Origin of the sequence: Geodermatophilus sp. DSM 44513 (genome assembly GCF_032460525.1) — a bacterium.
Classification (GTDB): Bacteria; Actinomycetota; Actinomycetes; order Mycobacteriales; family Geodermatophilaceae; genus Geodermatophilus.
The window spans coordinates 4377719-4402043 of record NZ_CP135963.1 but is presented as its reverse complement, the minus strand read 5'-3'; the positions used below and the strand labels follow the sequence as shown (position 1 = coordinate 4402043).

23 protein-coding genes and 1 riboswitch are annotated in these 24325 nt (G+C 76.6%); of the genes, 12 read left to right on the top strand and 11 right to left on the bottom strand.

Annotated features, from left to right (window positions below):
- Position 1: 1 nt before the first annotated feature.
- Together RTG05_RS21290 and RTG05_RS21285 are read right to left on the bottom strand one after the other, a co-directional pair.
- Positions 2-673, bottom strand: coding sequence for an HAD-IA family hydrolase (locus tag RTG05_RS21290; RefSeq protein WP_166526772.1), 672 nt, complete (start codon positions 671-673; stop codon positions 2-4).
- The gene (locus RTG05_RS21285) at positions 670-1320 is read right to left on the bottom strand and encodes a DedA family protein (RefSeq protein ID WP_166526771.1); all 651 of its coding nucleotides are present in this window, start codon (positions 1318-1320) and stop codon (positions 670-672) included. The genes RTG05_RS21290 and RTG05_RS21285 overlap by 4 nt, the downstream gene beginning before the upstream one ends.
- A 62-nt stretch (positions 1321-1382) precedes the next feature.
- Here RTG05_RS21285 and RTG05_RS21280 point away from each other — a divergent pair, with 62 nt between their 5' ends.
- Positions 1383-2681: an amidohydrolase family protein gene (locus RTG05_RS21280; RefSeq protein ID WP_166526770.1), complete on the top strand. Its 1299-nt coding sequence runs from the start codon at positions 1383-1385 to the stop codon at positions 2679-2681.
- 75 nt (positions 2682-2756) lie between these two features.
- Here the strand turns inward: RTG05_RS21280 and RTG05_RS21275 are convergent, their stop codons facing one another.
- Positions 2757-3566: an MBL fold metallo-hydrolase gene (locus RTG05_RS21275; protein WP_166526769.1), complete on the bottom strand. Its 810-nt coding sequence runs from the start codon at positions 3564-3566 to the stop codon at positions 2757-2759.
- 95 nt (positions 3567-3661) lie between these two features.
- Here RTG05_RS21275 and RTG05_RS21270 point away from each other — a divergent pair, with 95 nt between their 5' ends.
- Both RTG05_RS21270 and RTG05_RS21265 read left to right on the top strand, forming a co-directional pair.
- Positions 3662-5077: a radical SAM domain-containing protein gene (locus tag RTG05_RS21270; RefSeq protein WP_315912119.1), complete on the top strand. Its 1416-nt coding sequence runs from the start codon at positions 3662-3664 to the stop codon at positions 5075-5077.
- Positions 5078-5246: 169 nt separating this feature from the next.
- Entirely contained in the window at positions 5247-6557 is a 1311-nt protein-coding gene (locus RTG05_RS21265; protein ID WP_208104700.1) for an alkaline phosphatase family protein, read from the top strand.
- Between the two features lie 67 nt (positions 6558-6624).
- Here RTG05_RS21265 and RTG05_RS21260 read toward each other — a convergent pair whose 3' ends face one another.
- From RTG05_RS21260 to RTG05_RS21245, 4 genes are read right to left on the bottom strand one after another with little or no spacing between them, the layout of a single operon-like run.
- Positions 6625-7725 (bottom strand): ABC transporter ATP-binding protein, encoded by a 1101-nt coding sequence (locus RTG05_RS21260; protein WP_166526767.1) that lies wholly within the window; start codon positions 7723-7725, stop codon positions 6625-6627.
- The gene (locus RTG05_RS21255; RefSeq protein WP_166526766.1) at positions 7722-8486 is read right to left on the bottom strand and encodes an ABC transporter permease; all 765 of its coding nucleotides are present in this window, start codon (positions 8484-8486) and stop codon (positions 7722-7724) included. The genes RTG05_RS21260 and RTG05_RS21255 overlap by 4 nt, the downstream gene beginning before the upstream one ends.
- Positions 8477-9316 carry an ABC transporter permease gene (locus tag RTG05_RS21250; RefSeq protein WP_315912118.1) on the bottom strand — a complete coding sequence of 280 codons (840 nt, stop codon included), beginning with the start codon at positions 9314-9316 and terminating at the stop codon, positions 8477-8479. Before RTG05_RS21250 ends, RTG05_RS21255 begins: the two co-directional genes overlap by 10 nt.
- A 37-nt stretch (positions 9317-9353) precedes the next feature.
- Positions 9354-10583 carry an ABC transporter substrate-binding protein gene (locus RTG05_RS21245; RefSeq protein ID WP_166526765.1) on the bottom strand — a complete coding sequence of 410 codons (1230 nt, stop codon included), beginning with the start codon at positions 10581-10583 and terminating at the stop codon, positions 9354-9356.
- Positions 10584-10751: 168 nt separating this feature from the next.
- On the opposite strand from RTG05_RS21245, the gene RTG05_RS21240 reads away from it, so the two are divergent.
- Positions 10752-11378 carry a CDP-alcohol phosphatidyltransferase family protein gene (locus RTG05_RS21240; RefSeq protein WP_166526764.1) on the top strand — a complete coding sequence of 209 codons (627 nt, stop codon included), beginning with the start codon at positions 10752-10754 and terminating at the stop codon, positions 11376-11378.
- On the opposite strand, the gene RTG05_RS21235 is transcribed toward RTG05_RS21240, so the two are convergent.
- Positions 11360-12778: a dihydrolipoyl dehydrogenase family protein gene (locus tag RTG05_RS21235; RefSeq protein ID WP_315912117.1), complete on the bottom strand. Its 1419-nt coding sequence runs from the start codon at positions 12776-12778 to the stop codon at positions 11360-11362. The genes RTG05_RS21240 and RTG05_RS21235 overlap by 19 nt on opposite strands.
- A gap of 40 nt (positions 12779-12818) precedes the next feature.
- Between RTG05_RS21235 and RTG05_RS21230 the strand changes: the two genes are divergently transcribed.
- The 6 genes from RTG05_RS21230 (at position 12819) to RTG05_RS21205 (ending at position 19326) form a co-directional block, all read left to right on the top strand.
- Positions 12819-13943, top strand: coding sequence for a flavin-containing monooxygenase (locus tag RTG05_RS21230; protein ID WP_166525602.1), 1125 nt, complete (start codon positions 12819-12821; stop codon positions 13941-13943).
- Positions 13886-15400, top strand: a complete 1515-nt coding sequence (locus RTG05_RS21225) for a TldD/PmbA family protein (protein WP_166526762.1) — start codon at positions 13886-13888, stop codon at positions 15398-15400. The genes RTG05_RS21230 and RTG05_RS21225 overlap by 58 nt, the downstream gene beginning before the upstream one ends.
- Positions 15397-16788 carry a metallopeptidase TldD-related protein gene (locus tag RTG05_RS21220; RefSeq protein ID WP_166526761.1) on the top strand — a complete coding sequence of 464 codons (1392 nt, stop codon included), beginning with the start codon at positions 15397-15399 and terminating at the stop codon, positions 16786-16788. Before RTG05_RS21225 ends, RTG05_RS21220 begins: the two co-directional genes overlap by 4 nt.
- A gap of 274 nt (positions 16789-17062) precedes the next feature.
- Positions 17063-17362: a hypothetical protein gene (locus tag RTG05_RS21215; RefSeq protein ID WP_166526760.1), complete on the top strand. Its 300-nt coding sequence runs from the start codon at positions 17063-17065 to the stop codon at positions 17360-17362.
- Positions 17363-17572: 210 nt separating this feature from the next.
- A complete protein-coding gene (locus RTG05_RS21210; protein ID WP_315912116.1) occupies positions 17573-18061 on the top strand; it encodes a hypothetical protein in 489 nt (162 codons plus the stop codon).
- 185 nt (positions 18062-18246) lie between these two features.
- On the top strand, positions 18247-19326 hold the full coding sequence (locus RTG05_RS21205; protein ID WP_166526759.1) for a C40 family peptidase: 1080 nt from the start codon (positions 18247-18249) through the stop codon (positions 19324-19326).
- Between the two features lie 6 nt (positions 19327-19332).
- On the opposite strand, the gene RTG05_RS21200 is transcribed toward RTG05_RS21205, so the two are convergent.
- Positions 19333-19914: a YdeI/OmpD-associated family protein gene (locus RTG05_RS21200; RefSeq protein WP_315912115.1), complete on the bottom strand. Its 582-nt coding sequence runs from the start codon at positions 19912-19914 to the stop codon at positions 19333-19335.
- Between the two features lie 143 nt (positions 19915-20057).
- Here RTG05_RS21200 and RTG05_RS21195 point away from each other — a divergent pair, with 143 nt between their 5' ends.
- On the top strand, positions 20058-20600 hold the full coding sequence (locus RTG05_RS21195) for a gamma carbonic anhydrase family protein (protein ID WP_315912114.1): 543 nt from the start codon (positions 20058-20060) through the stop codon (positions 20598-20600).
- A gap of 76 nt (positions 20601-20676) precedes the next feature.
- On the opposite strand, the gene RTG05_RS21190 is transcribed toward RTG05_RS21195, so the two are convergent.
- On the bottom strand, positions 20677-21792 hold the full coding sequence (locus tag RTG05_RS21190; RefSeq protein ID WP_166526758.1) for a homoserine O-acetyltransferase MetX: 1116 nt from the start codon (positions 21790-21792) through the stop codon (positions 20677-20679).
- A gap of 1 nt (position 21793) precedes the next feature.
- Positions 21794-23086, bottom strand: a complete 1293-nt coding sequence (locus RTG05_RS21185) for a bifunctional o-acetylhomoserine/o-acetylserine sulfhydrylase (RefSeq protein ID WP_166526757.1) — start codon at positions 23084-23086, stop codon at positions 21794-21796.
- A 41-nt stretch (positions 23087-23127) separates the two neighbouring features.
- Positions 23128-23245, bottom strand: a riboswitch (SAM riboswitch).
- A 62-nt stretch (positions 23246-23307) separates the two neighbouring features.
- Here RTG05_RS21185 and RTG05_RS21180 point away from each other — a divergent pair.
- Positions 23308-24324, top strand: a complete 1017-nt coding sequence (locus tag RTG05_RS21180; RefSeq protein WP_166526756.1) for a zinc-binding dehydrogenase — start codon at positions 23308-23310, stop codon at positions 24322-24324.
- The last annotated feature ends 1 nt before the right edge of the window (position 24325 follow it).

The window sequence follows — 24325 nt, the reverse complement described above, 5'->3', positions numbered from 1 at the left end:
GTCACGGGGCGGGCAGGGCCAGCAGCGCGTCGACCGCGCCGGCGAGGTCCGCGGCGACGAGCGCGGCGGGGTCGTAGACCGCCGGGTAGCTGCGCTCCGCCCGCGGGAACCAGGCGGCGGTCAGCCCCGCGCGCAGCGCCCCGTGCACGTCCCAGCCGTGCGCGGCGACCAGCGCCACCCGCGCCGGCTCGACGTCGCACACGCCGGCCGCCCACAGGTACACCTCGCGGGCCGGCTTCCACGCCCGGATGACCTCGCTGGACAGCGACCGCTCCACCAGCGGGGCGATCCCGCCGCGCTCCAGGCCGGCCTCGGCGACGCCGGGGGAGCCGTGGGTCAGGGTCACCACCCGCACGCCGGCCCCGACCAGCCGGCGCAGCGCGGGCTCGACGTCCGGGTGCGGGGCCAGCTCGCGGAAGGCGTCGGCCACCGCGGACCGGTCGGCGTCCCCGAGGTCGGTGCTCTGGGCGAGGGCCGCGTCGAAGGCGTCCCGGAAGCGGCACCAGGTGCCGGCGGTCGCCGCGGCGAAGCCGGTCAGCAGCGTGCGGGAGAAGACCGACGGCAGCAGGTCGGCCGGCTGCCCCACCTCGACCAGCGCGGCGCGCACCGGGCCGAGGTCCAGCAGCGTCTCGTTGACGTCGAAGGCGACCACCTGCGGCCGCACCGTGCTCACGCCGGGCCCCGGCCGGCCTTGGCGCGGTGGACCTTCACCTGGCGGCGGACCAGCAGGCCGGCGGCGACCGCGATCCCGGCGTAGATGAGGTAGTCGAAGTACTGCAGGTACTCGGTGACGACGTCGCCCAGGGCCACCCCGAGACCGATGAGCACGCTGTTCCAGATCAGGCTGCCGGCGGTGGTGTAGAGCACGAACTGGCCGAACGGCATCCGGACGACACCCGCGGGCACCGAGATGAAGCTGCGCACCAGCGGCACCATCCGGCCGAAGAACACCGCCGAGCGCCCGTGCCGCTCGAACCAGGCGAAGGTCCGGTCGACGTCCTCGGTGTCCACCAGCGGCAGCCGGTCGAGGAAGGCGTGCGAGCGGCGCGGGCCCAGCGCCCGGCCGACGTAGTAGAAGACGATCGCGCCGAGCACCGAACCCAGGGTCGCGGCGAGGACGACCGGGACGATCGACATCCGGCCCTCGTTGATGAGCACGCCGGCCAGCCCGAGCACCGCCTCGCTGGGGATCGGCGGGATCACCGTCTCCAGCAGGATGGACAGGCCCACGCCCACCGGCCCCAGCCGCTCCACCAGGTCGAGCAGGAAGCCGGTGATCCCGCCGGAGTCCGAGGAGGCTGCGGCGGCGAGGGACGACATGCGCCCACGGTAACGGCGCGGTCCGGGGGGCACCCGGCAGCGCCGGGGTAGGTTCGCCACCCATGCGGCAGCGCTTCACCGCCCGGGCCGTCGTCGTCGGGGACCGCGCCGGCACCGTCGTGCCCGACGCGGTGGTCGACGTCGAGGACGGCACGATCGGCTGGGTCGGCCCGGCCGCCGACGCGCCGGACGCCGGCGACGCCGCGGTGGTCGCCGTCCCGGGGCTGCTGCTGCCGGGGCTGGTCAACACCCACTCGCACGCGCCGATGGTGCTGTTCCGCGGGCAGGCCGAGGGGCTGGCGCTGGACCGCTGGCTGCGCGAGGTGATCTGGCCGCGGGAGGCCCGGCTGACCGCCGACGACGTCGAGGTGGCGATGACCGCGGCGTCGGCGGAGCTGCTGCGCGGCGGGGTCACCACCAGCGTGGAGATGTACTTCTCCCCCGAGCGGATCGCCGCCGCCGTCGGGCGCACCGGCGCCCGCGCCGTGGTCGCCACCCCGCTCATCCCGCTGCCGGGCATGCCGCCGCTGGCCGAGCAGCTGGCCGCCGCCGTCGACCTGGCCACGGCCGCACCCCGCGACGGCGCCGTGGAGTACGGCATCGGCCCGCACGCGGCCTACACGCTGCCGCTGCCGGTGCTGCGCGACGCCGCGGCCGCCGCCCGCGAGCACGGCCTGCTGCTGCACCTGCACGTCGCCGAGACCGCGGGCGAGGGCGCGGACCTGCTGGCCACCCACGGGCTGTCGGTGCCCGCGCTGCTCGCCGCGCACGACGTCCTGGGCGGGCGGGTGCTCGCCGCGCACTGCGTGCACCTCGACGACGGGGACCTGCAGCTGTGGCGGGAGTACGACGTCGCGGTGGCGCACTGCCCGGCGAGCAACGCCAAGCTGGCCAGCGGGACCGCCCCGGTGCGGGCGATGCTCGACCGCGGGATCCGGGTCGGGCTGGGCACCGACGGGCCGGCGTCCAACGACGGGCTGGACCTGCTCGCCGACGTCCGGCTGGCCGCGCAGCTCGCCCGGCTGCGGGAGTCCTCGGCCACCGCGCTGACCGCGGCCGAGGCGTTCTGGCTGGCCACCGGTGCGGCCGCCGACGCGATCGGCCGCCCGGACCTCGGTCAGCTCGCCGCCGGCCGCCGCGCCGACCTGGTGCACGTCGACACCCGCGACCCCGCCTTCGAGCCGGTGCTCGACCCGGCCGACCTGCTCACCCACCTGGTCTGGTCGGGCACCTCGCGGCTGGTGCGCGACACCTGGGTCGGGGGTGCGCAGGTGGTGCGCGACGGCGTCTGCACGACGGTGGACGCCGACGCCCTGCGCGCCGACGTCGCCGCCCGCGCGAGGCGCCTGGCGACCGGCTGAGGCACCACGGGCGGCCTCTCGCGCGCGAAAGGCCCCGGGACCGCCATTATCGCGATATTGGCGGTAGGGGGTGGGTCAGGAGCGCAGGGAGATCGTCTCGCCGCGGGTCACCGCGCGGATCTCACCGGGGATGCGGCGGGCGGCCACCTCGCGGACGAAGTCGCCCAGCGGCGAGGCGAAGCGGTCGTAGTCGTCGTAGTGCACCGGCACGGTCACCGGCGGCTTGAGCAGCTCGACCAGGTCGGCGCCCTGCCGGCCGTCCATGGTCACGGTGAACCCCAGCGCCTTCGTGCCGCCCAGGTGCGGGACGACGACGTCCAGCGGCCCGCAGCGCTGCAGCACCTCGCCGAGCCACGGCTTGAAGACGGTGTCGCCGCTGACGTAGCCGCGCCAGGTGACCCCGCCGTCCCGCACGAGTTCGAGCACGCTGCCCATCACCGGCGGCAGCAGCCGCGCCATGGGGCCGGGGCCGTGCACGCCGGGCACCGAGGTGACCCGCAGCGTGGCGCCGTCCCGGGTCAGCTCGTGCCGCTGCCACGGGGTGAGGTCGACGGTGGACCGGAACCCGCGGCGCGACAGCGCCTGGGCGGCGGCCGGCGTGGTGAGCACCGGGGTGTCGCGGTCCAGGGTGGCGGTGGCGATGCGGTCCCAGTGGTCGGCGTGCAGGTGCGACAGCAGGATCGAGTCCAGCGCCGGCAGCTGGTCGGGCAGCAGCGCGGGGTCGGTGAGCCGCTTGGCCCACAGCCCCTTGCCGAGGTAGGCCCGCTGGCCGCGGCGCAGGAAGTTCGGGTCGGTGAGCAGGGTGAAGGGGCCCAGCCGCAGCAGCATGGTGGCGTTCCCGCCGAAGGTGAGTGTGACGTCGTCGGCAGGGGCGGGGGCGGCCATGCCGGGCCGTCTACCCCGCTTCCCCGGCGGACACGCCGTCCCGGCCGAACCGCTCGGTCGGGCCGGGACGAACACCAGCGGTGAGGATGTCTCCCATGACGGACGGACGGCTCGGGCGCCTGCGGGCGGGGTGGCGGCGACTCGCGGAACGCACCCGGCCGGTGCACCCGGAGACCGAGCGGGCACTGGCCGAGCGCTGGGCGGCGCTGCCGGAGCACGTGCGCACGCCGGCGCAGAGCCTGGGCCGGCACGCGGTCGGCTGCGAGGGCACGCACGGCGTCTTCCCGAAGTGCAACCTGACCTGCACCCCGTGCTACCACTCGGCCGACGCCAACAAGGTCCGCGTGGACGGCGGGCACACCGTGCGCGAGGTGGACGCGCAGATGGCCTACCTGCGGGAACGCCGCGGGCCCTACGCGCACGCCCAGCTGATCGGCGGCGAGGTCTCCCTGCTGCCCCCGGACGACCACGCCGAGGCGCTGCTGACCATGCGCCGGCACGGCCGCTCGCCGATGTCGATGACCCACGGCGACTTCGACCCCGACTACCTGCGCGCCCTGGTCACCGGGGACGACGGCCGGCTGCGGCTGCCGCGGGTGAGCTTCGCCGCGCACGTCGACTCCCTCATGCGCGGCCGCCGCGGCGCCGTCCGCCCGCGCACGGAGGCCGAGCTGCACCCGTTCCGGGAGCGCTTCGTGCAGATGTTCCGCGACCTGCGCGCCGAGACCGGCCTGCGCTCCTACCTGGCGCACAACATGACCGTCACGCCGGCCAACCTCGACCAGGTGGCCGAGGTGGTGCGCGCGGTGGTGCCCATGGGCTACTCGATGATGAGCTTCCAGCCGGCCGCGCACGTGGGCGACGACCGCCGGTGGAAGGAGTCCTACACCGCGGTGGACGTCGACGCGGTGTGGGCGCGGCTGGAGGAGGGCCTGGGCCGCACGGTGCCGTACCAGGCGATCGAGTTCGGCGACCCCCGGTGCAACCGGCTGGGGTTCGGCTTCCTGGCCGACGGCGGGTGGCACCCCTTCGTCGACCCCGCCCACCCCGCCGAGCTGCGCGCCCGCGACGCCTTCTTCGCCCACTTCGGCGGGATCGCCTTCAGCAACACCCCGCCGGCGCTGCTGGCGGTCAAGGTGCTGCGGGTGCTGCGGCACCACCCCGGGGACGCCGCCGTCGCGGCCGGCTGGGCGCGCAGCCTGGTGCGCCGCGCGGGCGGGCTGCGGGCGCTGGCCGGCGCGGCCCGCCGCGGGCGGCTGGGGCTGATGACCTTCGAGGTGCACAGCTTCATGGACGCCGCGCACGTCGGGCCGGCGTGGGACATGATGCGCCGCGGCGAGGTCGCCGAGGACCCGCAGCTGCGGGCCACCCAGGAGCGGCTGGCGGCCTGCACCTACTCCATGGCCCACCCGGAGACCGGTGAGCTGGTGCCGGCCTGCGCGCAGCACTCGGTGCTCGACCTGGCGGAGAACGCCCAGCTGCGCAAGCTCCTGCCGCTGACCGTCGTCTGACCCCGCTCCCGCGGCGAGATCGGCGATCTCACCCGCCTGCGGCCGTCCATCCGTGCGAGACCGCCGATCTCGCCGGCACGGGCGGGCGACGACCGGCCGGACCACGAACGCAGGGTGAACTGTCCGTGCACGAGGTGTCACCGCCGCGGGGCTGGGCACCGGCGAGCACGTGACTGCTGTGCACCGCCGGGCCGCCGCCCTGAGCCGCCGCCGGTTCCTGCAGGTCGGCCTGGCCTCCGGCGCCGCCGTCGTCCTCTCCTCGGCCGCCGGGACGGCACCCGCCTGCGCGGCGACCCCGGACCTGCGGGTGCACGTCCTCGTCCTCGACGGCACCAGCCCCGCCGAGGTGACGCCGCTGCTCATGCCGCGGGTGGCCGCGCTGCGGGCCGACGGCGCGTGGTTCGACCGGGCGCGCTCGTTGCCGGTGATGGAGACCATCCCCAACCACGTGATGATGATGACCGGCGTGCGCCCGGACCGCTCCGGCGTGCCGGCCAACGCCGTCTACGACCGCGCCGAGCGCGTCGTCCGGGACCTGGACCGGCCCACCGACCTGCGCTTCCCGACGCTGCTCGAGCGGCTGAACGCCACCGGCCGCACCACCGGCACGGTGCTGTCCAAGGACTACCTGTACGGCATCTTCGGCACGCGGGCCACGCACCGCTGGGAGCCGTTCCCCGTCGTCCCGGTCAGCGGCCACGCCCCTGACGTGTTCACGGTGGACGCCGCGATCAGCATGGTCCGCGAGTTCGACCCGCACCTGCTGTTCGTCAACCTCGGTGACGTCGACCGGGTGGGCCACAGCGACCCGACCGGGCCGCTGGAGCTGGAGGCCGCCCGCCGCGCCGCGCTGCTGAGCACCGACACGCAGGTGGGCCGGTACGTCGACGAGCTGCGGGCCGGCGGGCGCTGGGCGAACACGGTGCTGGTCGTGCTGGCCGACCACTCGATGGACTGGTCGATCGCCACCGACTTCGTCTCGGTGGCCCGGGTGCTGGCCGGTCGGCCCGAGCTGCGGGAGAACATCGTCATCGGCCAGAACGGCGGCGCCGACCTGCTGTACTGGGTCGGCCCGGCGGAGGAGCGGCGGGCCGGGCTGGCCGAGGTCACCCGGCTGGTGCGCGCGCACCCCGGCGTGCTGTCGGTGCAGGCCCCCGACCGGCTGGCGCTTGGTCCCGAGGCCGGCGACCTGGTCTGCTTCGCCCGCCCGGGCTGGCGGTTCAGCGACGAGAACCCCTGGTCCAACCCGCTGCCGGGCAACCACGGTCACCCGGTCACCGAGCCGATCCCGTTCCTCGTCGCCGGCGGGCACCCGGCGGTGCGCCGCGGGGTCGTGTTGAGCGACCCCGCCCGCACCGTCGACGTCGCGCCCACGGTCGGCGGGCTGTTCGGCCTGGGCGCACCGGAGGGCGGCTACGACGGGCGGGCGCGCACCGGCGCCTTCACCACCCGCGGCCCGCTGGTGCCCGCACCGGCCTGACCGGCGGTCACTGGCCGGCTCCGGGCCGGCACCGGCGAGATCGGCGATCTCGCACGGTCAGGGCCGCTCAGCCGTGCGAGATCGCCGATCTCGCCGGGTCGGCGGGGGTCGGGGCCACCAGCGGCGGCACCACCGTGCGGGCGGTCACCGGCAGCACCAGCCCCACGGGCCGGCCGGCCGGCGGCTCGTCGGCGGCGGCGGTCTCGGCCTCGACCGCCACCCCGCCGGGTCCGGGCACCTGCACGACGACCAGCGCGCGCAGACCGCGCCGCCGCACCCGGACGACGGTGCCCGTCACGTCGGCGGCCGGGTCACCCGGCGCGGTCACCCGCACCACCTCGGGGCGGACGACGAGCACCCCGGGCCCGTCCGGGACCGGCCCGGGCAGCGCGAGGGCGCCGAGCGCGGAGGTGTGCACGCCGTCGCGTACCGTCCCGGGCACCTCGGTGCGCCCGCCGAGCAGCCGGCTCACGGCCAGGGACGCCGGCCGGGCGTACAGCTCGCGCAGCGGCCCGGCCTGCTGCAGCCGGCCGCCGTCGAGCACCGCGACCGCGTCGGCCAGCGCGTCGGCCTCGGCCGGGTCGTGGGTGACCAGCAGCACGGTGGGGTCAAGCCGCAGCCGCAGGTCGGCCAGCAGGTCGTGCATCTCGGTGCGCAGCGCGGTGTCCAGGGCGCTGAACGGCTCGTCGAGCAGCAGCACCCGCGGTTCGGCGGCCAGCGCGCGGGCCAGGGCCACCCGCTGCTCCTGCCCGCCGGACAGCGCCCGGGCCGGCCGGTCGCCGTAGCCGGCCAGCTGCACCAGGCCCAGGTACTCCTCGGCGCGCTCCCGGGCCCGTCGCCGCGGTACCCCGCGCACCCGGTCGGCGAAGGCCACGTTGTCCCGCACCGACAGGTGCGGGAACAGCAGCGGCCGCTGGAAGACCATCGCCATGCCGCGCCGCTCGGGCGGCACGCCGGCCAGGTCGCGGCCGTCCAGGCGCACGCTGCCGCCGGTGGGCTCGTCGAGGCCGGCGGTCAGCCGCAGCACCGTGCTCTTGCCCGACCCCGACGGGCCGAGCACGGCCACGCAGGAGCCGGCGGGCACGTCGAGGGTGAAGCCGTCCAGCGCGGGGGCGGCGCCGCCGGGGTGCACCCGGGTCAGCCCCCGCAGGTCCAGCGCGGCACTCACCGCCGCCGTCCGAGCAGCCCGACCGCCACCAGCAGCGCCAGCGGCGGCAGCACCGAGCCCAGCGACAGCACGGCCACCTGCGCCTCGTTGCCCACGCTGGAGGCCGCCGACGCGACGAGCAGCGGCAGCGTCACCAGCTGCCCGCCGCCGACCAGCAACGTGACGACGTAGTCGCTCCAGCCCACCAGGAAGGCCAGGAACGCCGCACCGGCCAGCGCCGGGGCCAGCATGGGCAGCTGCACGGCGAGCACCGCCCGTCGGGCGGTCGCCCCCAGGGTGCGCGCTTCCTCCTCGAAGCCGGGGTCGTGGGCGGCGTAGGCGGTGCGCATCAGCACGGTCGTGTAGGGCAGCGCGGCCACGGTGAGCAGCAGGACCACCCCGACCGACGAGGGCACCCGCAAGCGCAGCAGCAGCACGTCCAGGCCCAGCGCGACGGCGAAGGGCGGCAGCACCAGCGGCGAGAGCAGCGCGCCGAGCACCGCCCCACGCGCCGGCACTCCGGAACCGGCCAGCGCCCGTCCGGCCATCGCGCCCAGCGGGGTGGCCAGCGCCGCGACGACCAGCCCGAGCACCGTCGACCGGACCGACGCCGGGCCCGCGCCGGCGGCCACGGCGTCGCGCAGCCCCGCCGTCCCCCACGCCTGCGGCAGCACTGCCGGGGCGGCCCAGCGGTCGGCGGCGGCCCACAGCACCAGGGGCACGAGCGGGAGCAGCAGCCAGACCGCCAGCGCGGCCCGGCCCGCCCGGACGCTCAGTGCCACGCGGACAGCCTCCGCAGCGCGCGCAGCGCCAGCAGGACGGCGGCCAGCGCCAGCACCGCGGTCGTCACCGCCACCGCGGCCGCCTGCGGGCGCACGGCCAGGTCGATCGAGCCGGCCAGCCGCACCGCCATCACCGGCAGCGGCTCGGGGTAGGGGCGGCCGAGCAGCGCGGCGACCTCGTAGGAGCCCAGCGTGTAGACGAACGTGACCGCCGACGCCGCGCCCAGCGCCGGGGCGGCCAGCGGCAGCGTCACGAACCGGAACCGCGCCCACCGGCCGGCCCCCAGCAGCGCCGCCGTCTCGTCGTAGGAGCGCGCCCGCGAGGCCAGCACACCGCCCACCACCAGCGCGACGAACGCCGACTCCTTCCACGCGTACTCCGCGACGACGGCCACCCACCACGGGCCGCCCACCAGCGACGGCCAGGCGTCCGGGGACACGCCCAGCCAGCGGGCCAGCACGCCGGAGTCGGCCAGCAGCAGCCCCATCGCCGCCGCACCGACCAGGTGGGGGACCGGGATGGTGAGCGCGGCCAGCGCCCCGAGCAGCCGGCTGCGGCGGACGGCGGCGGTCGCGGACAGCGCGATGCCCAGCCCGAGGACGGCGGCGAGGACGGTCGAGGCCGCGGCGATGCCCAGCGACAGCCGGGTCGCCGTGCCCAGGTCCCCGGCCGCGGCCCGCCAGGCGGAGAGCGACAGCTCCGGGCGCCCGACCAGCGGGGTCAGGCCCAGGCTGAGCAGGACGGCGGAGACCAGCGCCGCACCGACCACGGCGGCCACCGGCACCAGGGCGGGCAGCACGAGCAGCACCGCCCGCCGCCGGGGGCTCACGGGACCGTCCTCACGGCGCCCTGCCCACGGCCCCCGGTCACGGGGCCAGGACCGACCGGCGCCACCCCTCGTCCAGCGGTGACACCCAGTCTGCCGACAGCTCGGGCTGGGCGTTCTCCGAGAGCTCCTCGTACGGCGGCACGACGGGGGACGCGGGCAGGGCCTCGAACGCGGCCCGGTCGGCCTCCTCGAGCAGCCCGAGGTCGAGCACGGTGAACTGCCCCCAGGTGCCCGGGTCGGCCTTGGCCGCCTGCTGCTCCGGGCTCAGCGCCAGGTCGGCGACGACCTGCGCGCCGGCGGAGTCACCGGAGGTCGACGGCAGGGCCAGGAAGCTGGCGTTGCCGAAGGTGCCCTCCTCCAGCGTCAGCACCCGTGTCGTCTCCGGGAAGGTGCCGTCGGCGACCAGGTCGGCCAGCGTGGCCGGCCCGTAGGTCATCGTCATGTCGACCTCCCCGTCGGCGAACAGCCGGTCGAGCTCCTGCTGTGACTGCGGGTACGTGTCCCCGCCGCGCCACAGCGCCGGCCGCAACGCGGCCAGCCGGTCGAACAGCGCCGGCGCGTACTCGTCGTAGGCCTCCTGGGAGAACTCCACCGGCACCTCCCCGGGCCCGCCGACGACGCTGGTGAGCACCTGGCGGACGAACACCGAGCCGGTGAAGTCCGGCGGGGCGGGGTAGGTGAACCGGCCCGGGTTGGCCTGCGCCCAGTCCAGCACGCCGGCCATCGTCGTCGGCGGCTCGGGCACCCGCGCGGAGTCGTAGACCAGGGTGAACTGGGCCTTGTGCCAGGGCGACTCGCAGCCCTCCACCGGGACGCCGAAGTCGCTGCTCAGCAGCGGGTCGTCGGGGTCGGTGTACTGCCGGTTGGGCAGGTCCAGCGCCCAGTCGCACAGCCAGGCGCCGGCCTGCCGCCCGGCGGCGTAGTTCTCGCCGTTGACCCACACCAGGTCGACCTCGCCGTCGGTCACCCCGGCCTGCCGCTCGGACAGCACGCGGTCCAGCGCGTCACCGGTGTCGGAGACCGGCACGCGGCGCAGGGTCACCCCGAGCTCGGCGGCCGCGGGCGCCAGCACGTCGTCGACGTAGGCGCTGCCGGCCTCCTCGCCGCCGTACATCCACAGGTCCACCGTCTGCCCGTCGGCCTCCGCCAGCACGTCGTCCCACGGCCGGTCGGCGGCCACGGGGGCCTCGGCGGCGGGCGCGGCGCAGCCGGCCAGGGCGAGCAGCGCGGCGCCGGCCGCGATCGAACGACGACGTCCTGTGGGCACCGGGCCCGCCTTCCGGTCGGGGGACGGCGGACGCCGGGCGGGCCGCCGCAGGGTGTTCGCGCCGGGCGGGTGGGGCGGATGCCCGGTGCGGCCCCGCTGGATCGTGCACCATCGGTCCCGGGCTCGCCCGCCGGAGGCCCGTCGTGACCGTCCGTGCCGGGAGGTGCCGTGCTCGACCCCGCCGCCCGCGCGCTGCTGGACGCGCCCCTGGCCCGCGCGGCCGCCCTGCTGGACCGCCCCGGGATCACCCCGGACCGGCTCACCGGCGCCAACCTGGTGCTCGGGTTGGCCAGCGCCGGGGCGGCCGCGGCGCAGCTGTGGCTGCCCGCGCTGGTGCTGTGGCTGGCCTGCCGGCTGGCCGACGGCCTGGACGGCCCGCTGGCCCGGCGGCGCCGGGCGGCCGGACACCCGGGTGACGCCGGTGCCGGCGGGTTCTTCGACATCACCGCCGACTTCGTCGTCTACGGCGCCGGCGTGGTCGGTGTCGCGGTCGGGGCCACGGCCGGTCACGGCGCCTCCTGGCTGCCGTTCCTCGCCGTCCTGTTCGCCTACTACGTCAACGGCGCGGCGTTCCTGGCCTTCTCCTCGATCGCGGAGCGGGCCGGCCGGCAGCTCGACGACGGCCGCTCGCTGTCCTTCCTCGGCGGGCTGGCGGAGGGCACCGAGACGGTGGTCGTGCACGCGCTGTGGCTGCTGCTGCCCGCGTACGCCGGGGGCACCGCCTGGGTCTGGGCGGCGCTGGTCGGCGTCAGCGCCGCGCACCGGGTGTGGGCGGGCTACCGCGCGCTGCGCTGAGCGCGCAGCCGGACGGCGGCCCGCAGCACCCGGCCGAGCACCGGCCCGGCCAGCCGCGCGCGGACGTCGTCCACCGCGGCGTCCCAGGCCGCCCCGCTGTAGGTGGGGTAGGCGTGTGTGGTGCCGGCCAGGTCGGCGGTGGTCAGCCCCCGGCGGACGGCGAGGGTCAGCTCGCCGAGCACCTCCCCGGCCCGCGGGCCCACTGCGGTCGCGCCGACGACGCGGCGGCGGCGGTCGAGCACCAGCGTGGTGAACCCGTCGGTCTCCCCGTCGGTGACCGCCCGGTCGACGTGTCCGTGACCGACCCGGCGCACCGCGGCGCCCCGCTCGGGCGGCAGGCCGACCGAGGCCACCTCGGGGGAGGTGTAGGTGACCCGCGGCACGACCGGGTCGACGGTGCGGCGCAGCCCGAGCAGCGCGTTGGTGGCGGCCAGACTGCCGTGGACGCCGGCGGTGTGGGTGAACTGCGGGTGCCCGGTGAGGTCGCCGGCGGCCCAGATCCGCGGGTTCGTCGTCCGCAGCGCGTCGTCGACCGCCACGGTGCCGTCCTCGCGCAGCTCGACCCCGGCGGCCGGGCAGCCGAGGTCCGCGGTGCGGGGCGTGCGGCCGACGGCGACGAGCAGCCGGTCGAACGGGACGGCGGAGCCGTCGGCCAGCTGCAGCGCCCCGTCGCGGACGGCGGTGACGCCGGAGCCGGTGCACACGGTGACCCCGTCGCGGCGCAGCGCCGCCGTCACGATCGCGGCGGCCTCCGCGGGCTCCTTGCTGAGCAGCCGGTCGGCGCCGTCGACCACGGTGACCGCCGAGCCGAGCCGGGCGAAGGCCTGGCCGAGCTCGCAGCCGATCGGGCCGCCACCGAGGACGGCCAGCCGCCGCGGCAGCTCGGTGAGGTCGTCCCACACCGTCTCGCTGGTCAGCGGGCCGGCCTCGGCCAGGCCGTCGACCGGCGGGAGCGCGGGGGCGGCGCCGGTGGCCAGCAGCGCGCGGCCGAAGCGGACGGTGCGGCCGCCGACCGTGGCCGTGTCGGGTCCGGTGAGCACGGCGTCGCCGATCTCGACCCGGACGCCGGCGGCCTGCAGCGCCTCGGCGGAGTCGACCGGCGCGATGTGCTCGATCGCGGCCCGCACGTGCGCGCGCACCCCGGCGAAGTCGACGGTCACGTCGCCGGCGTGCACGCCGAACCGGCCGGCGGTGCGGGCGCTCGCGGCGGCGTCGGCGGCGGCCAGCAGCGCCTTGGAGGGGACGCAGCCGGTCCACAGGCAGTCCCCGCCGGTGCGGTCGCGCTCGACCAGCAGCACGCGGGCACCGAGGCTCGCAGCGGTCTTCGCGCCCACCATCCCCGCCGTCCCGCCGCCGATGACCAGCAGGTCCACCCCGTCGTCGTCCCGTCGTCCGCGCACGGCCCGACGGTAGGCGCTGCGCGCGGGGAGGATGGGTGTGGTGAGCACTCCCGACGTCCTCGTCGTCGGGGCCGGGCAGGCCGGCCTCGGGACGGCGTACCACCTGCAGCGCCTCGGCGTCCGCGACGTGCTGGTCCTCGAGGCGCGCGGCATCGGGCAGAGCTGGTGCGAGCGCTGGGAGTCCCTGCGGCTGTTCACCCCGCGCCGGTACTCCGGGCTGCCCGGGCTGCCGTTCCCGCCCGGCCCGACGCCGGCGCCGTCGCGGGAGGAGGTGACTGGCTACCTGCGCGACTACGCCCGCCGGTGGGGCCTGCGGGTGCGCACGGGCACCCCGGTGCGGCGGCTCGCCCCCGACGGCGACGGCTTCTGCGCGGACACGCCCGCGGGGCCGGTGCGCGCGCGGCAGGTGGTGGTCGCCACCGGGGCGTTCCGCCGGCCGTCCGTGCCCGAGGCGGCCCGCGACCTCGCCGTCCCCCAGCTGCACTCGGCCGACTACCGCCGCGCGGACGACGTCCCGCCCGGGCGGGTGCTGGTCGTCGGCGGCGGCAACTCCGCCGCCCAGCTGGCCGTCGAGCTGGCCGCCACCCACGAGGTCACGGTCGCCAGCGCCCGCGAGCCCCGCTACGTGCCGGAGCGCGCGCTCGGGGTGGGCCTGTTCGACTGGCTGCTGGTCAGCGGCGTGCTCAACGCCGACCGGGACGCCTGGGTGTCCCGGCGCATCCGCGCCCGCGGCGACGCGGTCGTGGGCCGGGAGCTGGACCGGCTGCGCCGCCGCGGCGTCGTCCGGGTGCTCCCGCACCGGGTGGTCAGCGCCGACGGCGACCGGGTCGGCCTGTCCGACGGGTCGGTCGAGGAGGTCGCCAGCGTGCTGTGGTGCACCGGCTTCGCGCCCGACACCGGCTGGGTCGACGTCCCCGGCGCCCTCGACGGGGACGGCGCGCCCCGCTCCGACCGCGGCGCCTCCCCGGTGCCCGGGCTGCACTGGATGGGGCTGCCGTGGCAGACCCGGGTGAACTCCGGGCTGCTCGACGGCGTGGACCGCGACGCCCGCCGGACGGCCCTCCGGGTGCACCGTGCGCTGTCGGCCGCCCCTGGTAGACAGAACCGGTGGCTGCCTCCCGCGACGTGGACGCGTCCTTCCTCGCCCTCCCCCTCTCCGCGCTGACCGACGCCGCGCTCACCCGCGCGGTCGACCTGGGCTGCGAGCACGCCGACATCCGCGTGGAGCGGATCCGCACCCAGTCGATCAGCCTGCGCGACGCCCGGCTGGAGGCCCTGGCCGACGGCGAGGACCTCGGGCTGGCCGTGCGGGTGGTGCACGAGGGCACCTGGGGCTTCGCCGCGGGCGTCGTCCTCACCGCGGCCGAGGCCGTCCGGCTGGCCGAGGAGGCCGTCGCGGTGGCGCAGCTGTCGGCGGCGGTGAACAGCGACCGCGTCGAGCTCGCCCCCGAGCCGGTGTACCCGGACGCGGTGTGGGTGTCGGACTACGACGTCGACCCGTTCGGCGTGCCCGACGGCGAGAAGACCGCGCTGCTCACCGAGCTGTCCGAGCAGCTGCTGGCCGCCGACGGCGTGGAGCACGTGCAGACGGTGTGCCAGACCGTCAAGGAGCAGAAGTACTACGCCGACACCGCCGGCACCCGGACCCGCCAGCAGCGGGTGCGCACCCACCCGTCGCTCACCGCGCTCACCGTCGACCGCGCCACCGGCGCCTTCGAGAGCATGCGCACGACCGCCGCGCCGGCCGGCCGCGGCTGGGAGTACCTCACCGGAACGGGCTGGGACTGGCGCGCCGAGATCGCGGAGATCCCGTCGCTGCTGGTGGAGAAGACGAAGGCGCCGTCGGTGGAGCCGGGGCGCTACGACCTGGTCGTCGACCCGTCGAACCTGTGGCTGACCATCCACGAGTCCATCGGCCACGCCACCGAGCTGGACCGGGCGCTGGGCTACGAGGCCGCCTACGCCGGCACGTCCTTCGCCACCGTCGACGGGCTCGGCAGCCTGCAGTACGGGTCGGCGGTCATGAACGTCACCGGTGACCGGACGGCCGAGCACGGGCTGTCCACGGTCGGCTGGGACGACGAGGGCGTCGCGGGCCAGCGCTGGGACATCGTGCGCGACGGCGTGCTGGTCGGGTACCAGGTCGACCGCAACACCGCGCGCCTGGGCGGCATGTCCCGCTCCAACGGCTGCGCGTTCGCCGACTCCCCGCAGCACACGCCGGTGCAGCGGATGGCCAACGTCTCGCTGCAGCCCGCCCCCGACGGCCCCTCCACCGCCGAGGTGATCGCCGGCGTCGAGCGCGGCGTCTACGTCGTCGGCGACAAGAGCTGGTCGATCGACATGCAGCGCTACAACTTCCAGTTCACCGGCCAGCGCTTCTACCGGATCGAGGGCGGCCGGCTGGCCGGCCAGCTGCGCGACGTGGCCTACCAGGCGACGACGACGGACTTCTGGGGCTCGATGCGCGTGGTGGGCGGCCCGCAGACCTACGTCCTCGGCGGCGCCTTCAACTGCGGCAAGGCCCAGCCCGGGCAGATCGCCCCGGTCAGCCACGGCTGCCCGGTGGCCCTGTTCGAGGGCGTGACCATCCTCAACACGGTGCAGGAGGCCGGACGATGAGCAGCTGGTTGCGTCCGCAGGACGTCGTCGAGAAGGCGCTGGCCGCCTCCACCGCCGACGGGCAGGTCGTCTTCGTCGTGGAGAGCTCCGAGGCCAACCTCCGCTGGGCCAACAACAGCCTGACCACCAACGGCGCCACGCGCTCCCGGCAGGTCGTGGTCGTCTCCTTCGTCGACGGCGGCGCCGGGATGGCGGCCGGCACCGTGGCCCGCACCGGCAACCCCGACGTGGGGGAGCTGGTGGCCGCCAGCGAGCAGGCCGCCCGGGACGCCGGCCCGGCCGAGGACGCCGTCCCCCTGGTCAGCGAGACGCCGGCGGGTGCCGGCGACTGGGACGCCGACCCCGCGGAGACCTCGATCGCCGTCTTCCGCGACGTCGCCCCGGCCCTCGGGGAGGCCTTCGGCGGTGCCCGTGACCGCGACGAGCTGCTCTTCGGCTACGCCGAGCACGGCATGTCCACCACCTACCTCGGCACCTCGACCGGGCTGCGGCTGCGGCACGACCAGCCCGGCGGCCGGGTGGAGCTCAACGGCAAGAGCGCCGACATGAGCCGCTCGGTGTGGGCCGGCGTCGGCACCCGTGACTTCACCGACGTCTCGGTGGCCGACCTGGTCGCCGAGGTGCAGCGGGGGCTCGGCTGGTCGCAGCGACGGGTCGAGCTGCCCGCCGGCCGCTACGAGACGCTGCTGCCCCCCTCGGCGCTGGCCGACCTGGTGATCTACGCCCACTGGACGATGGGGGCCCGCGACGCCGACGAGGGCCGCAACGTCTACGCGAAGCCCGGCGGTGGCAACCGGATCGGCGAGCGGCTGGCCGCGCTGCCGCTGACGCTGCGCAGCGACCCGTTCGAGCCCGGCCTGGAGGCCCGCCCGTTCCAGGTCGTCGGCGGATCGTCGGGGACGGCGTCGGTGTTCGACAACGGCATGGCCACCCCGGCCGTCGACTGGATCTCCGGCGGCGTGCTCACCAACCTGATCCGCCCGCGGGCCTGGGCGCTGAAGACCACCGCCCCGGCCATCGCCGCCGTCGACAACCTGGTCCTGGAGCAGCCGGGCGCCACCGCGTCGCTGGAGGAGATGGTCGCCGCCACCGACCGCGGGCTGCTGCTGACCACGCTGTGGTACATCCGCGAGGTCGACCCGCAGACGCTGCTGCTGACCGGCCTGACCCGCGACGGGGTGTTCCTCGTCGAGGGCGGGGAGGTGGTCGGCGCGGTGAACAACTTCCGGTTCAACGAGTCCCCGGTGGACCTGCTGGGGCGCATCACCCAGGCCGGCCGCACCGAGCGCACGCTGCCGCGCGAGTGGAGCGACTGGTTCACCCGCGCCGCCATGCCCGCCGTCCGCGTCCCGGACTTCAACATGAGCTCGGTGTCCCCCGCCAGCTGACGCAAGGACCCTCCTGCCCCCCGCTGCGCGGGCCCGCGCGGACGGGTGGGGCTGCTGTGACGGCGTCCGGTGAGTTGTGCCGACCGGTCCGTCACACGTTTGTGGGGTGGCGTACGTGACGTTGTGCGTCCGACCACCTACCGTCTGTTGTGCACGGTGGTCGTCCCGAGTACTGACGCACCGCCCACTGCACGCCGAGGCGAGCAGTGGACGGGGTCTCCTCGCCCGGCCGCGGACGGCTCCGGCACAGCCGGACAGGTGAGGGGAGCACTCGGTGACGAGGAGTCAGAAGCCGTCGGTCTTCCAGATCGGGCGGGTGTGGGACGACGGGGACACCGTCGTGGTGTCCGGCTGGGGCCTGGGTCTGTGCGCCGCCGCGTGCGCGTGCCACCGCCACCCCTCGGCCGGCAGCCTGGCCATCGCCGAGGACCAGGCGCGGGGCCTGATCGGCCTGGTCAGCTACCGGCACGACTGCGACTGCTGCGAGCCGTGGACGGCCGAGGAGCTCACCGCCATCGTCCGCGACCTGGAGATGGTCGCCGCCCTCGACGCCCCGGAGCCCCTGGCCGGCTGAAGGAGGACCACCCTCCTCCCCACGCCTCGCTCGCTCGGCGCGGGCCCCTGGAGGGTGGCCGTTCCAGCACCCACTGGGGTCGCGGCAGGACCCTGCACGGGGGCTGTTCCAGCACGTCGCCGGGCTCACGGTGGGACCCTGCACGCGAGCCGTTCCGCACCTCACCGGGGGCGTGGTACCCGAGGCGCCCGCCCGGGTAGGGGTGCCCACATGCTCGGACGCGCTGCCCTCCGGGGCGCCCTCGCCGGCCTGGCCGGCACCGCGGCGATGACGCTCGCGGAGGAGGTCGAGCAGGCGGTGACCTCCCGGCCGGACTCCTACGTGCCCGCGCGCACCCTGACGGCGCTGACGACCGGGCGCCGCCTCCCCGGCTCCGCGCGCCCGGCGGTGCGCAACCACCTCATGCACTGGGGCACCGGCGCGCTCGTCGGCGCGCTGCGCGGCGTGTGGTCGGCCAGCGGCCTGCGCGGCTGGCGCGCCTCGGCCTGGTACACCTCGGTGCGGCTGGCCACCGACCAGACGCTGGAGAACGCCACCGGCGTCGGCGCGCCGCCGTGGACGTGGTCCCGTCGCGACCAGGTCGTCGACCTCGCCGGCAAGGCCGTGTACTCCTTCGTCACCGGCGCGGTGGCCGACCGGCTGGTCCCGCTGGCGCCGGACCGCACCCCCTCGGGCTCCGCCCCGCCCCGCCGCCGCTGAGCGACCGGCGCGCCTCCTGCGGCGCGCGCGCCGGGCGGGAGCCGTGGGACGGATGAGGTGGGCGCCGCGATCGGCGGCCCGCGCGCCATCACCTACCCCTTGACGTCGTGTCCTTACTGTGCGTGCTCACGCGCTCGGAACTCCGTCCCCCTCCCGGGGCGGGGCGCGGCGGGAAGGGGCCGGTCATGGGCCACGACAGGACGACGAGCCGGCACTGGTCGCGCGGCGCACTGGGTGCCGCCCCCCTGTCGCTCGCCGTGGTCGTCGGCGTGCTGCTGGCGCCGGGCAGCGCGGGCGCCGCACCCGACACCCCGGCCGCACCCGCCGCTCCGGTCACCCCCGCCGCACCGGCCGCTCCGGCCACCGCCGACGACGCCGCCCGCCTGGTCGCCGAGGCCGGCCGGCAGCTGGCCGTCCTGGACGAGCAGGTGCACGAGGCCCAGCTGACCGTCGCCCAGCACCAGCAGACCGCGGCGGTCGCCGGTGCGACCGCCGCGCAGGCCGACGCCGTGCTGGCCGGCTACGCCCCGCAGCTGGCGGCCATCGCGCAGACCTCCGGCACGTCGCAGTCCCGGATGGCCGCCTTCCTCACCGGCGACTCCGCCGCGGACGTCGTCCAGCAGATGACCACGCTGGACCTCATCGCCGCGCACACCGAGGGGCTGCTGGCCGAGGTCTCGATCGCCCAGCGCCAGGCCGAGCAGGCCCGCGCGGACGCCGACGCCGCCGCCGCGCAGGCCACCGCGGCCCTCGCCGAGCTGGACCGCCAGCGGACCGAGGTGCAGGCCCGCCAGCAGCAGTACGAGCAGGACTACGCCGCGCTGTCCGCCGCTGCGCAGGCCGCCGTGCTCACCACGGTCGCCGGCCCGTCGCTGGCCCCGCCGGACACGGACGCCGTCGTGGCCGCCGCACCCAACGGGGACGTGGGCGCCGTGCTGGCGGCCGCGCTCGCCCAGGTGGGCGACGCCTACGTGTGGGGCGGCACGGGTCCCGACGGCTTCGACTGCTCGGGCCTGACCAGCTTCGCGTACGAGGCGATCGGGGTCTCCCTGCCGCACTCCAGCCGGGCGCAGTCCCGGATGGGCGTGGCCGTCGCCCGCGGCGACCTGCAGCCCGGTGACCTGGTCTACTTCGGCTCCCCCGTCTACCACGTGGGCATCTACGTGGGGAACGGCAAGATGGTGCACGCGCGCACCTTCGGCATGCCGGTCGCGGTGACCACCGTGGACATCGGCGACTACGCCGGGGCCCGCCGCGTCCTCTGAGCGGCCTCACCCGTACGGACGGCGACCCTCGGCGAGCATCGTCACGAGCGCGGCGATCCGCCGGGCGCGGGTCTGCTCGGTGGCGGCGGTCTGCACCCGGAAGAGGACCGCGTAGCGGTTCTGGGCGTCCAGGCCGGCGAAGGCCTCCTGCGCCGCCGGCTCGGCGGCCAGCGCGGCGGCGAGGTCGTCGGGCACGGCGGCCGTCGCCGGTCCGGCGTAGGCCCGGTCCCAGCGGCCGTCGGCCCGGGCCGCCTCGACCGCCGCCAGCCCGGCCGGGCGCATCCGCCCGGCCGCGGTGAGCTCCGCGACCGTGGCCACGTTCTTCTGCGACCAGACGCTGCGCGGCCGCCGCGGGGTGATCCGCACCAGGTAGGACGTGTCGTCCAGGCTGTTGGACCGGCCGTCGATCCAGCCGAAGCAGAGCACCGACTCGACCAGCTCGGGATACGTCACCGACGGGACGCCGGACCCCTTCTTGGCGATCTGCACGTACAGCCCGGGCGCGGTTGCGTGCTCGGCCGCCAGCCACTCCTCCAGCGCCGCCTGACTGGGGAAGGCCCGCACCGGCAGGTCGGTCGGCACGCCCACGACGGCCATCCTCACCAGGTGCCGGTGCACCGTCCAGGGGGCCGACCGCGGGGCAGCCGGCCCCTCCCGGGCGCCGCGGACCCCGGTGTCGCCGCGGTCGGCCCCCGGTGCGGGGCCGGGGGCCGTGTGCTGTGCTGTCGCCCGTGGCCGAGAACACCGCCGAGAACTTCATCGCCGAGTTGCCGTTCGGGTCCCCGCAGATCGACGACGAGGCGTTCGTCGCGCCCACCGCCGTCGTGGTCGGGGCCGTGACCATGGGCCCCCGGTCCAGCATCTGGTACGGGGCGGTGGCGCGGGCCGACACCGAGGTCATCGAGATCGGCGCGGACTCCAACATCCAGGACGGCAGCACCCTGCACTCCGACCCCGGTTTCCCGCTGGTGGTCGGCCGCGGGGTCACCGTCGGCCACCGGGTCGTCCTGCACGGCGCCCGCGTGGACGACGACGTGCTGGTCGGCATGGGCAGCGTCGTGATGAACGGCGCGCACATCGGCTCCGGGTCGATCGTCGCCGCCGGTGCCGTGGTCACCCAGGGCACCCAGGTGCCGCCGGGCTCGCTGGTCGCCGGGGTGCCGGCCAAGGTCATCCGGCAGGCGTCCGACACCGACGGCGAGCACATCCGCGGCAACGCGGCCAGCTACACCGGCCGGCTGGCCGACGCCCGCCGGGTGCGCCCGCTCGGCTGACCCGGGCGACCCGCCGACCCGTCCGGGCGACGGTGGGAGGACCTGGTCCCCGTGCAGGAGGCCAGGAGGTCCTCCCTCAGGTGCCGAGCAGCTCGCGGACCAGCGCGCCCACGGCGTCGACCTCGATGAGGAAGCCGTCGTGCCCGTACGGCGAGGTGACCAGCCGCAGTGGGACACCCAGGGCGTCGGCGACCTGCTGCTGCAGGGCCGGCGGGTAGAGCCGGTCGGTGTCGATGCCGGCCACGACCGACCGGGCGGTGACCCGGGACAGCGCCGCCGCGACGCCCCCGCGGTCGCGGCCGACGTCCCAGGAGTTCATCGCCTCGGTGAGCACCACGTAACTGCCGGCGTCGAACCGGCCGGCCAGCTTGTCCGCGTGGTGGTCCAGGTAGGAGGCGACCGCGTACCGGCCGTCGTCCTGCACCGCGGTGCCGAACCGCTCCTCGAGCTCGAGCGCGCTGCGGTAGGTCAGGTGCGCGATCCGCCGCGCGACGCCGACGCCGGCGACCGGACCAGGGCCGGGCAGGTAGTCCCCGCCGGCCCACGCGGGGTCGGCGCGGATGGCGGCCTGCTGGGTGGTCTGGGTGCCCAGCTGGTCGGCGGTCGCGGCGGCCCCCGCGGCCAGGAAGAACAGCGCGTCCACCCGGTCGGGCAGCGCCACCGCCCACTCCAGCGCGCGCATGCCGCCCATCGAGCCGCCGATCACCCCGGCCCAGCGGTCGATGCCCAGCGCGTCGGCCAGCGCCGCCTCGACGCGGACCTGGTCGGCCACGGTCACGGCGGGGAACCGCGACCCCCACGGCCCGCCGTCCGGCGCCGCGGACGACGGGCCGGTCGTCCCCTGGCAGCCGCCGAGCACGTTGGCGCAGACGACGAACAGCCGATCGGTGTCCAGCGGCGCGCCGGGGCCCACCAGCCCCTCCCACCAGCCCGGGGTGGGGTGCCCGGGCCCGGCGGGACCGGCGACGTGGCTGTCGCCGGTCAGCGCGTGCTCGACCAGCACGGCGTTGCCGCCGCCCGGCGCGAGCGCGCCCCACGTCTCGTAGGCCACCCGCACCGCCGGCAGCGAGCCGCCGCGCGCGAGGTCGACCGGCCCGGGCAGGTCGAGGAAGCGCCGGTCGCCGACCGGGTCGCCCTCGCGCCAGCCGCCGGGGCGTGGCGGGGCCCAGGCGGCGACCCGGACCCCGCCCACCTCAGGCGCCCTTCGCGGCGCGGAAGCCGGCCTCCAGGTCGGCGAGGATGTCGTCGATGCCTTCCAGGCCCACCGCGAGGCGGACCAGCCCGGGGGTGACGCCGGTGGTCAGCTGCTCGTCGGGGGTCAGCTGCGAGTGCGTCGTCGACGCCGGGTGGATGACCAGGCTGCGGACGTCGCCGATGTTGGCCACGTGGCTGTGCAGCTCCAGGGCCTCCACGAACCGCTTGCCGGCCTCGACCCCGCCGTGCAGGTCGAAGGTCAGCACGGCGCCGGTGCCCCGGGGCGCGTACTTCTGCTGCGCGGCGTGCCACGGCGAGGAGGGCAGGCCCGGGTAGTTCACCCGGTCGACCTCGTCGTGCGCCTCGAGGAACTCCGCGACCCGCTGGGCGTTGGCGACGTGCCGCTCCATGCGCAGCGACAGCGTCTCGATGCCCTGCACGATGAGGAACGCGTTGAACGGCGAGAGCGCCGGGCCGAGGTCGCGGAGCAGCTGGACCCGGGCCTTGAGGGCGAACGCGGGCGCGCCCAGGTCGGCGTAGACCACGCCGTGGTAGGTCGGGTCCGGCTCGGTGAAGCCGCTGAACCGGCCGCTGCGCCAGTCGAACCGGCCGCCGTCGACGATCACCCCGGCGATCACGGTGCCGTGCCCGCCCAGGTACTTCGTCGCCGAGTGCACGACGACGTCGGCGCCGTGCTCCAGCGGCCGGAGGAGGTAGGGGGTGGCCACGGTGTTGTCCACGATGAGCGGGACGCCGTTGCGGTGCGCCACCCCGGCGACGGTCTCGATGTCGAGGACGTCGCCCTTCGGGTTGCCGATCGACTCGCCGTAGAAGGCCCGGGTGTTCTCCCGCACCAGGGACTGCCAGTTCTCCGGGTCGTCGGGGTCCTCGACGAAGGACACCGTGACACCGAGCTTCGGCAGCGAGTGGTGCAGCAGGTTGTACGTGCCGCCGTACAGCGAGGCCGACGCGACGACGTGGTCGCCGGCCTCGGCGACGTTGAGCAGCGCGAGGGTCGTCGCCGACTGCCCGCTGGCCACGGCGAGCGCGGCGACGCCGCCCTCCAGCGACGCGACCCGCTGCTCCAGCGCGTCCTGCGTCGGGTTCATGATCCGCGTGTAGATGTTGCCCATCTCCGCCAGGGAGAACAGGTCGGCGGCGTGCTGGGTGTCGCGGAACTGGTAGGCCGTCGTGGCGTAGATGGGCAGGGCCCGGGCGCCGGTCGTGGGGTCAGGGGCGGTGCCGGCGTGGATCTGCCGGGTCTCGAAGCTCCAGCCCTGGGGGTCGCTCATGCGCCGTCTCCTCTCGGTCGCGGAGACCCGCGGCGCAGCGAGCTCCGTCCTTGCCCGGACGGCGGACGCCACCCGGGCCGGCTCTTCCCCTGGAGCACCTCGGACGGAGTCGAGGTTGCCGGGCAGCCAGCCAGGTGCTTGACACTGCCTCTCGTGAGCCACCCGCGATCCTAGGCGCCCCCGCCGTGCCCGGTGGACGCCGGCCCCGGGAGGCTGGCGGCGTGCGCGCACTCGTCTTCGACACCTTCGGCGGCCCGCTGACCGTTCAGGACGTCCCCACCCCCGACCCGGCCCCCGGCGGGGTGGTGCTCCGGGTGGGCGCCACCGGCGTGTGCCGCAGCGACTGGCACGCCTGGCAGGGGCACGACCCGGACGTCGTCCTGCCGCACGTGCCCGGCCACGAGCTGGCCGGCACCGTCGCCGCGGTCGGGGCCGGCGTCCGGCGCTGGCGGGCCGGTGACCGGGTCACCGTGCCGTTCGTCAACGCCTGCGGCCGCTGCGCGCAGTGCGCGGCCGGGCAGCACCAGGTGTGCACCCGGCAGACCCAGCCCGGGTCCACCCACTGGGGTTCGATGGCCGAGTACGTCGCGCTGGACGCCGCCGACGTGAACCTCGTCGCGCTGCCCGACGGGCTGACCGACGCCACCGCCGCCGCGCTGGGCTGCCGCGTCGCCACCGCGTTCCGGGCAGTGGTGCACGTGGCCCGTGTGCGGCCCGGCGAGTGGGTGGCCGTGCACGGCTGCGGCGGGGTCGGCCTGTCGGCGGTGCAGGTCGCGGTGGCCGCCGGCGCCCGGGTCCTCGCCGTCGACGTCTCCCCGGCGGCCCGGCATCTGGCCGCCGACCTGGGCGCCGAGCACGTCCTCGACGGGCCGGCCGCGATCGCGGAGCTGACCGGCGGCGGCGCGCACGTGTCCCTCGACGCCGTCGGCGCCGTGGCCACCTGCGAGGACTCCGTCCGGTGCCTGCGGCCGCGCGGCCGGCACGTGCAGGTCGGCCTGCTGCCGCCCGCGCAGGGCCGCCCGGCGGTGCCGATGGACCTGGTCGTCGCCCGGGAGCTGCAGGTGCTGGGCAGCCACGGCATGGCCGCGCACGCCTACCCCGAGCTGCTCGGCCTGGTCGCCGCCGGGCGGCTGCGCCCCCAGGCGCTGGTCACCCGCGAGCTGGCCCTCGACGAGGCCGGCGCCGCGCTGGCCGTGGTCGGCCGCGCACCCGGCATCGCCGTGGTCACCCGCTTCTGAG

Bases quoted from the DNA above. Each gene is read 5' to 3' on its own strand.
- RTG05_RS21285 (WP_166526771.1), bottom strand. From the start codon at position 1,320: ATGTCGTCCCTCGCCGCCGCAGCCTCCTCGGACTCCGGCGGGATCACC.
- RTG05_RS21280 (WP_166526770.1), top strand. From the start codon at position 1,383: ATGCGGCAGCGCTTCACCGCCCGGGCCGTCGTCGTCGGGGACCGCGCC.
- RTG05_RS21275 (WP_166526769.1), bottom strand. From the start codon at position 3,566: ATGGCCGCCCCCGCCCCTGCCGACGACGTCACACTCACCTTCGGCGGG.
- RTG05_RS21270 (WP_315912119.1), top strand. From the start codon at position 3,662: ATGACGGACGGACGGCTCGGGCGCCTGCGGGCGGGGTGGCGGCGACTC.
- RTG05_RS21220 (WP_166526761.1), top strand. From the start codon at position 15,397: ATGAGCAGCTGGTTGCGTCCGCAGGACGTCGTCGAGAAGGCGCTGGCC.
- RTG05_RS21210 (WP_315912116.1), top strand. From the start codon at position 17,573: ATGCTCGGACGCGCTGCCCTCCGGGGCGCCCTCGCCGGCCTGGCCGGC.
- RTG05_RS21205 (WP_166526759.1), top strand. From the start codon at position 18,247: ATGGGCCACGACAGGACGACGAGCCGGCACTGGTCGCGCGGCGCACTG.
- RTG05_RS21185 (WP_166526757.1), bottom strand. From the start codon at position 23,086: ATGAGCGACCCCCAGGGCTGGAGCTTCGAGACCCGGCAGATCCACGCC.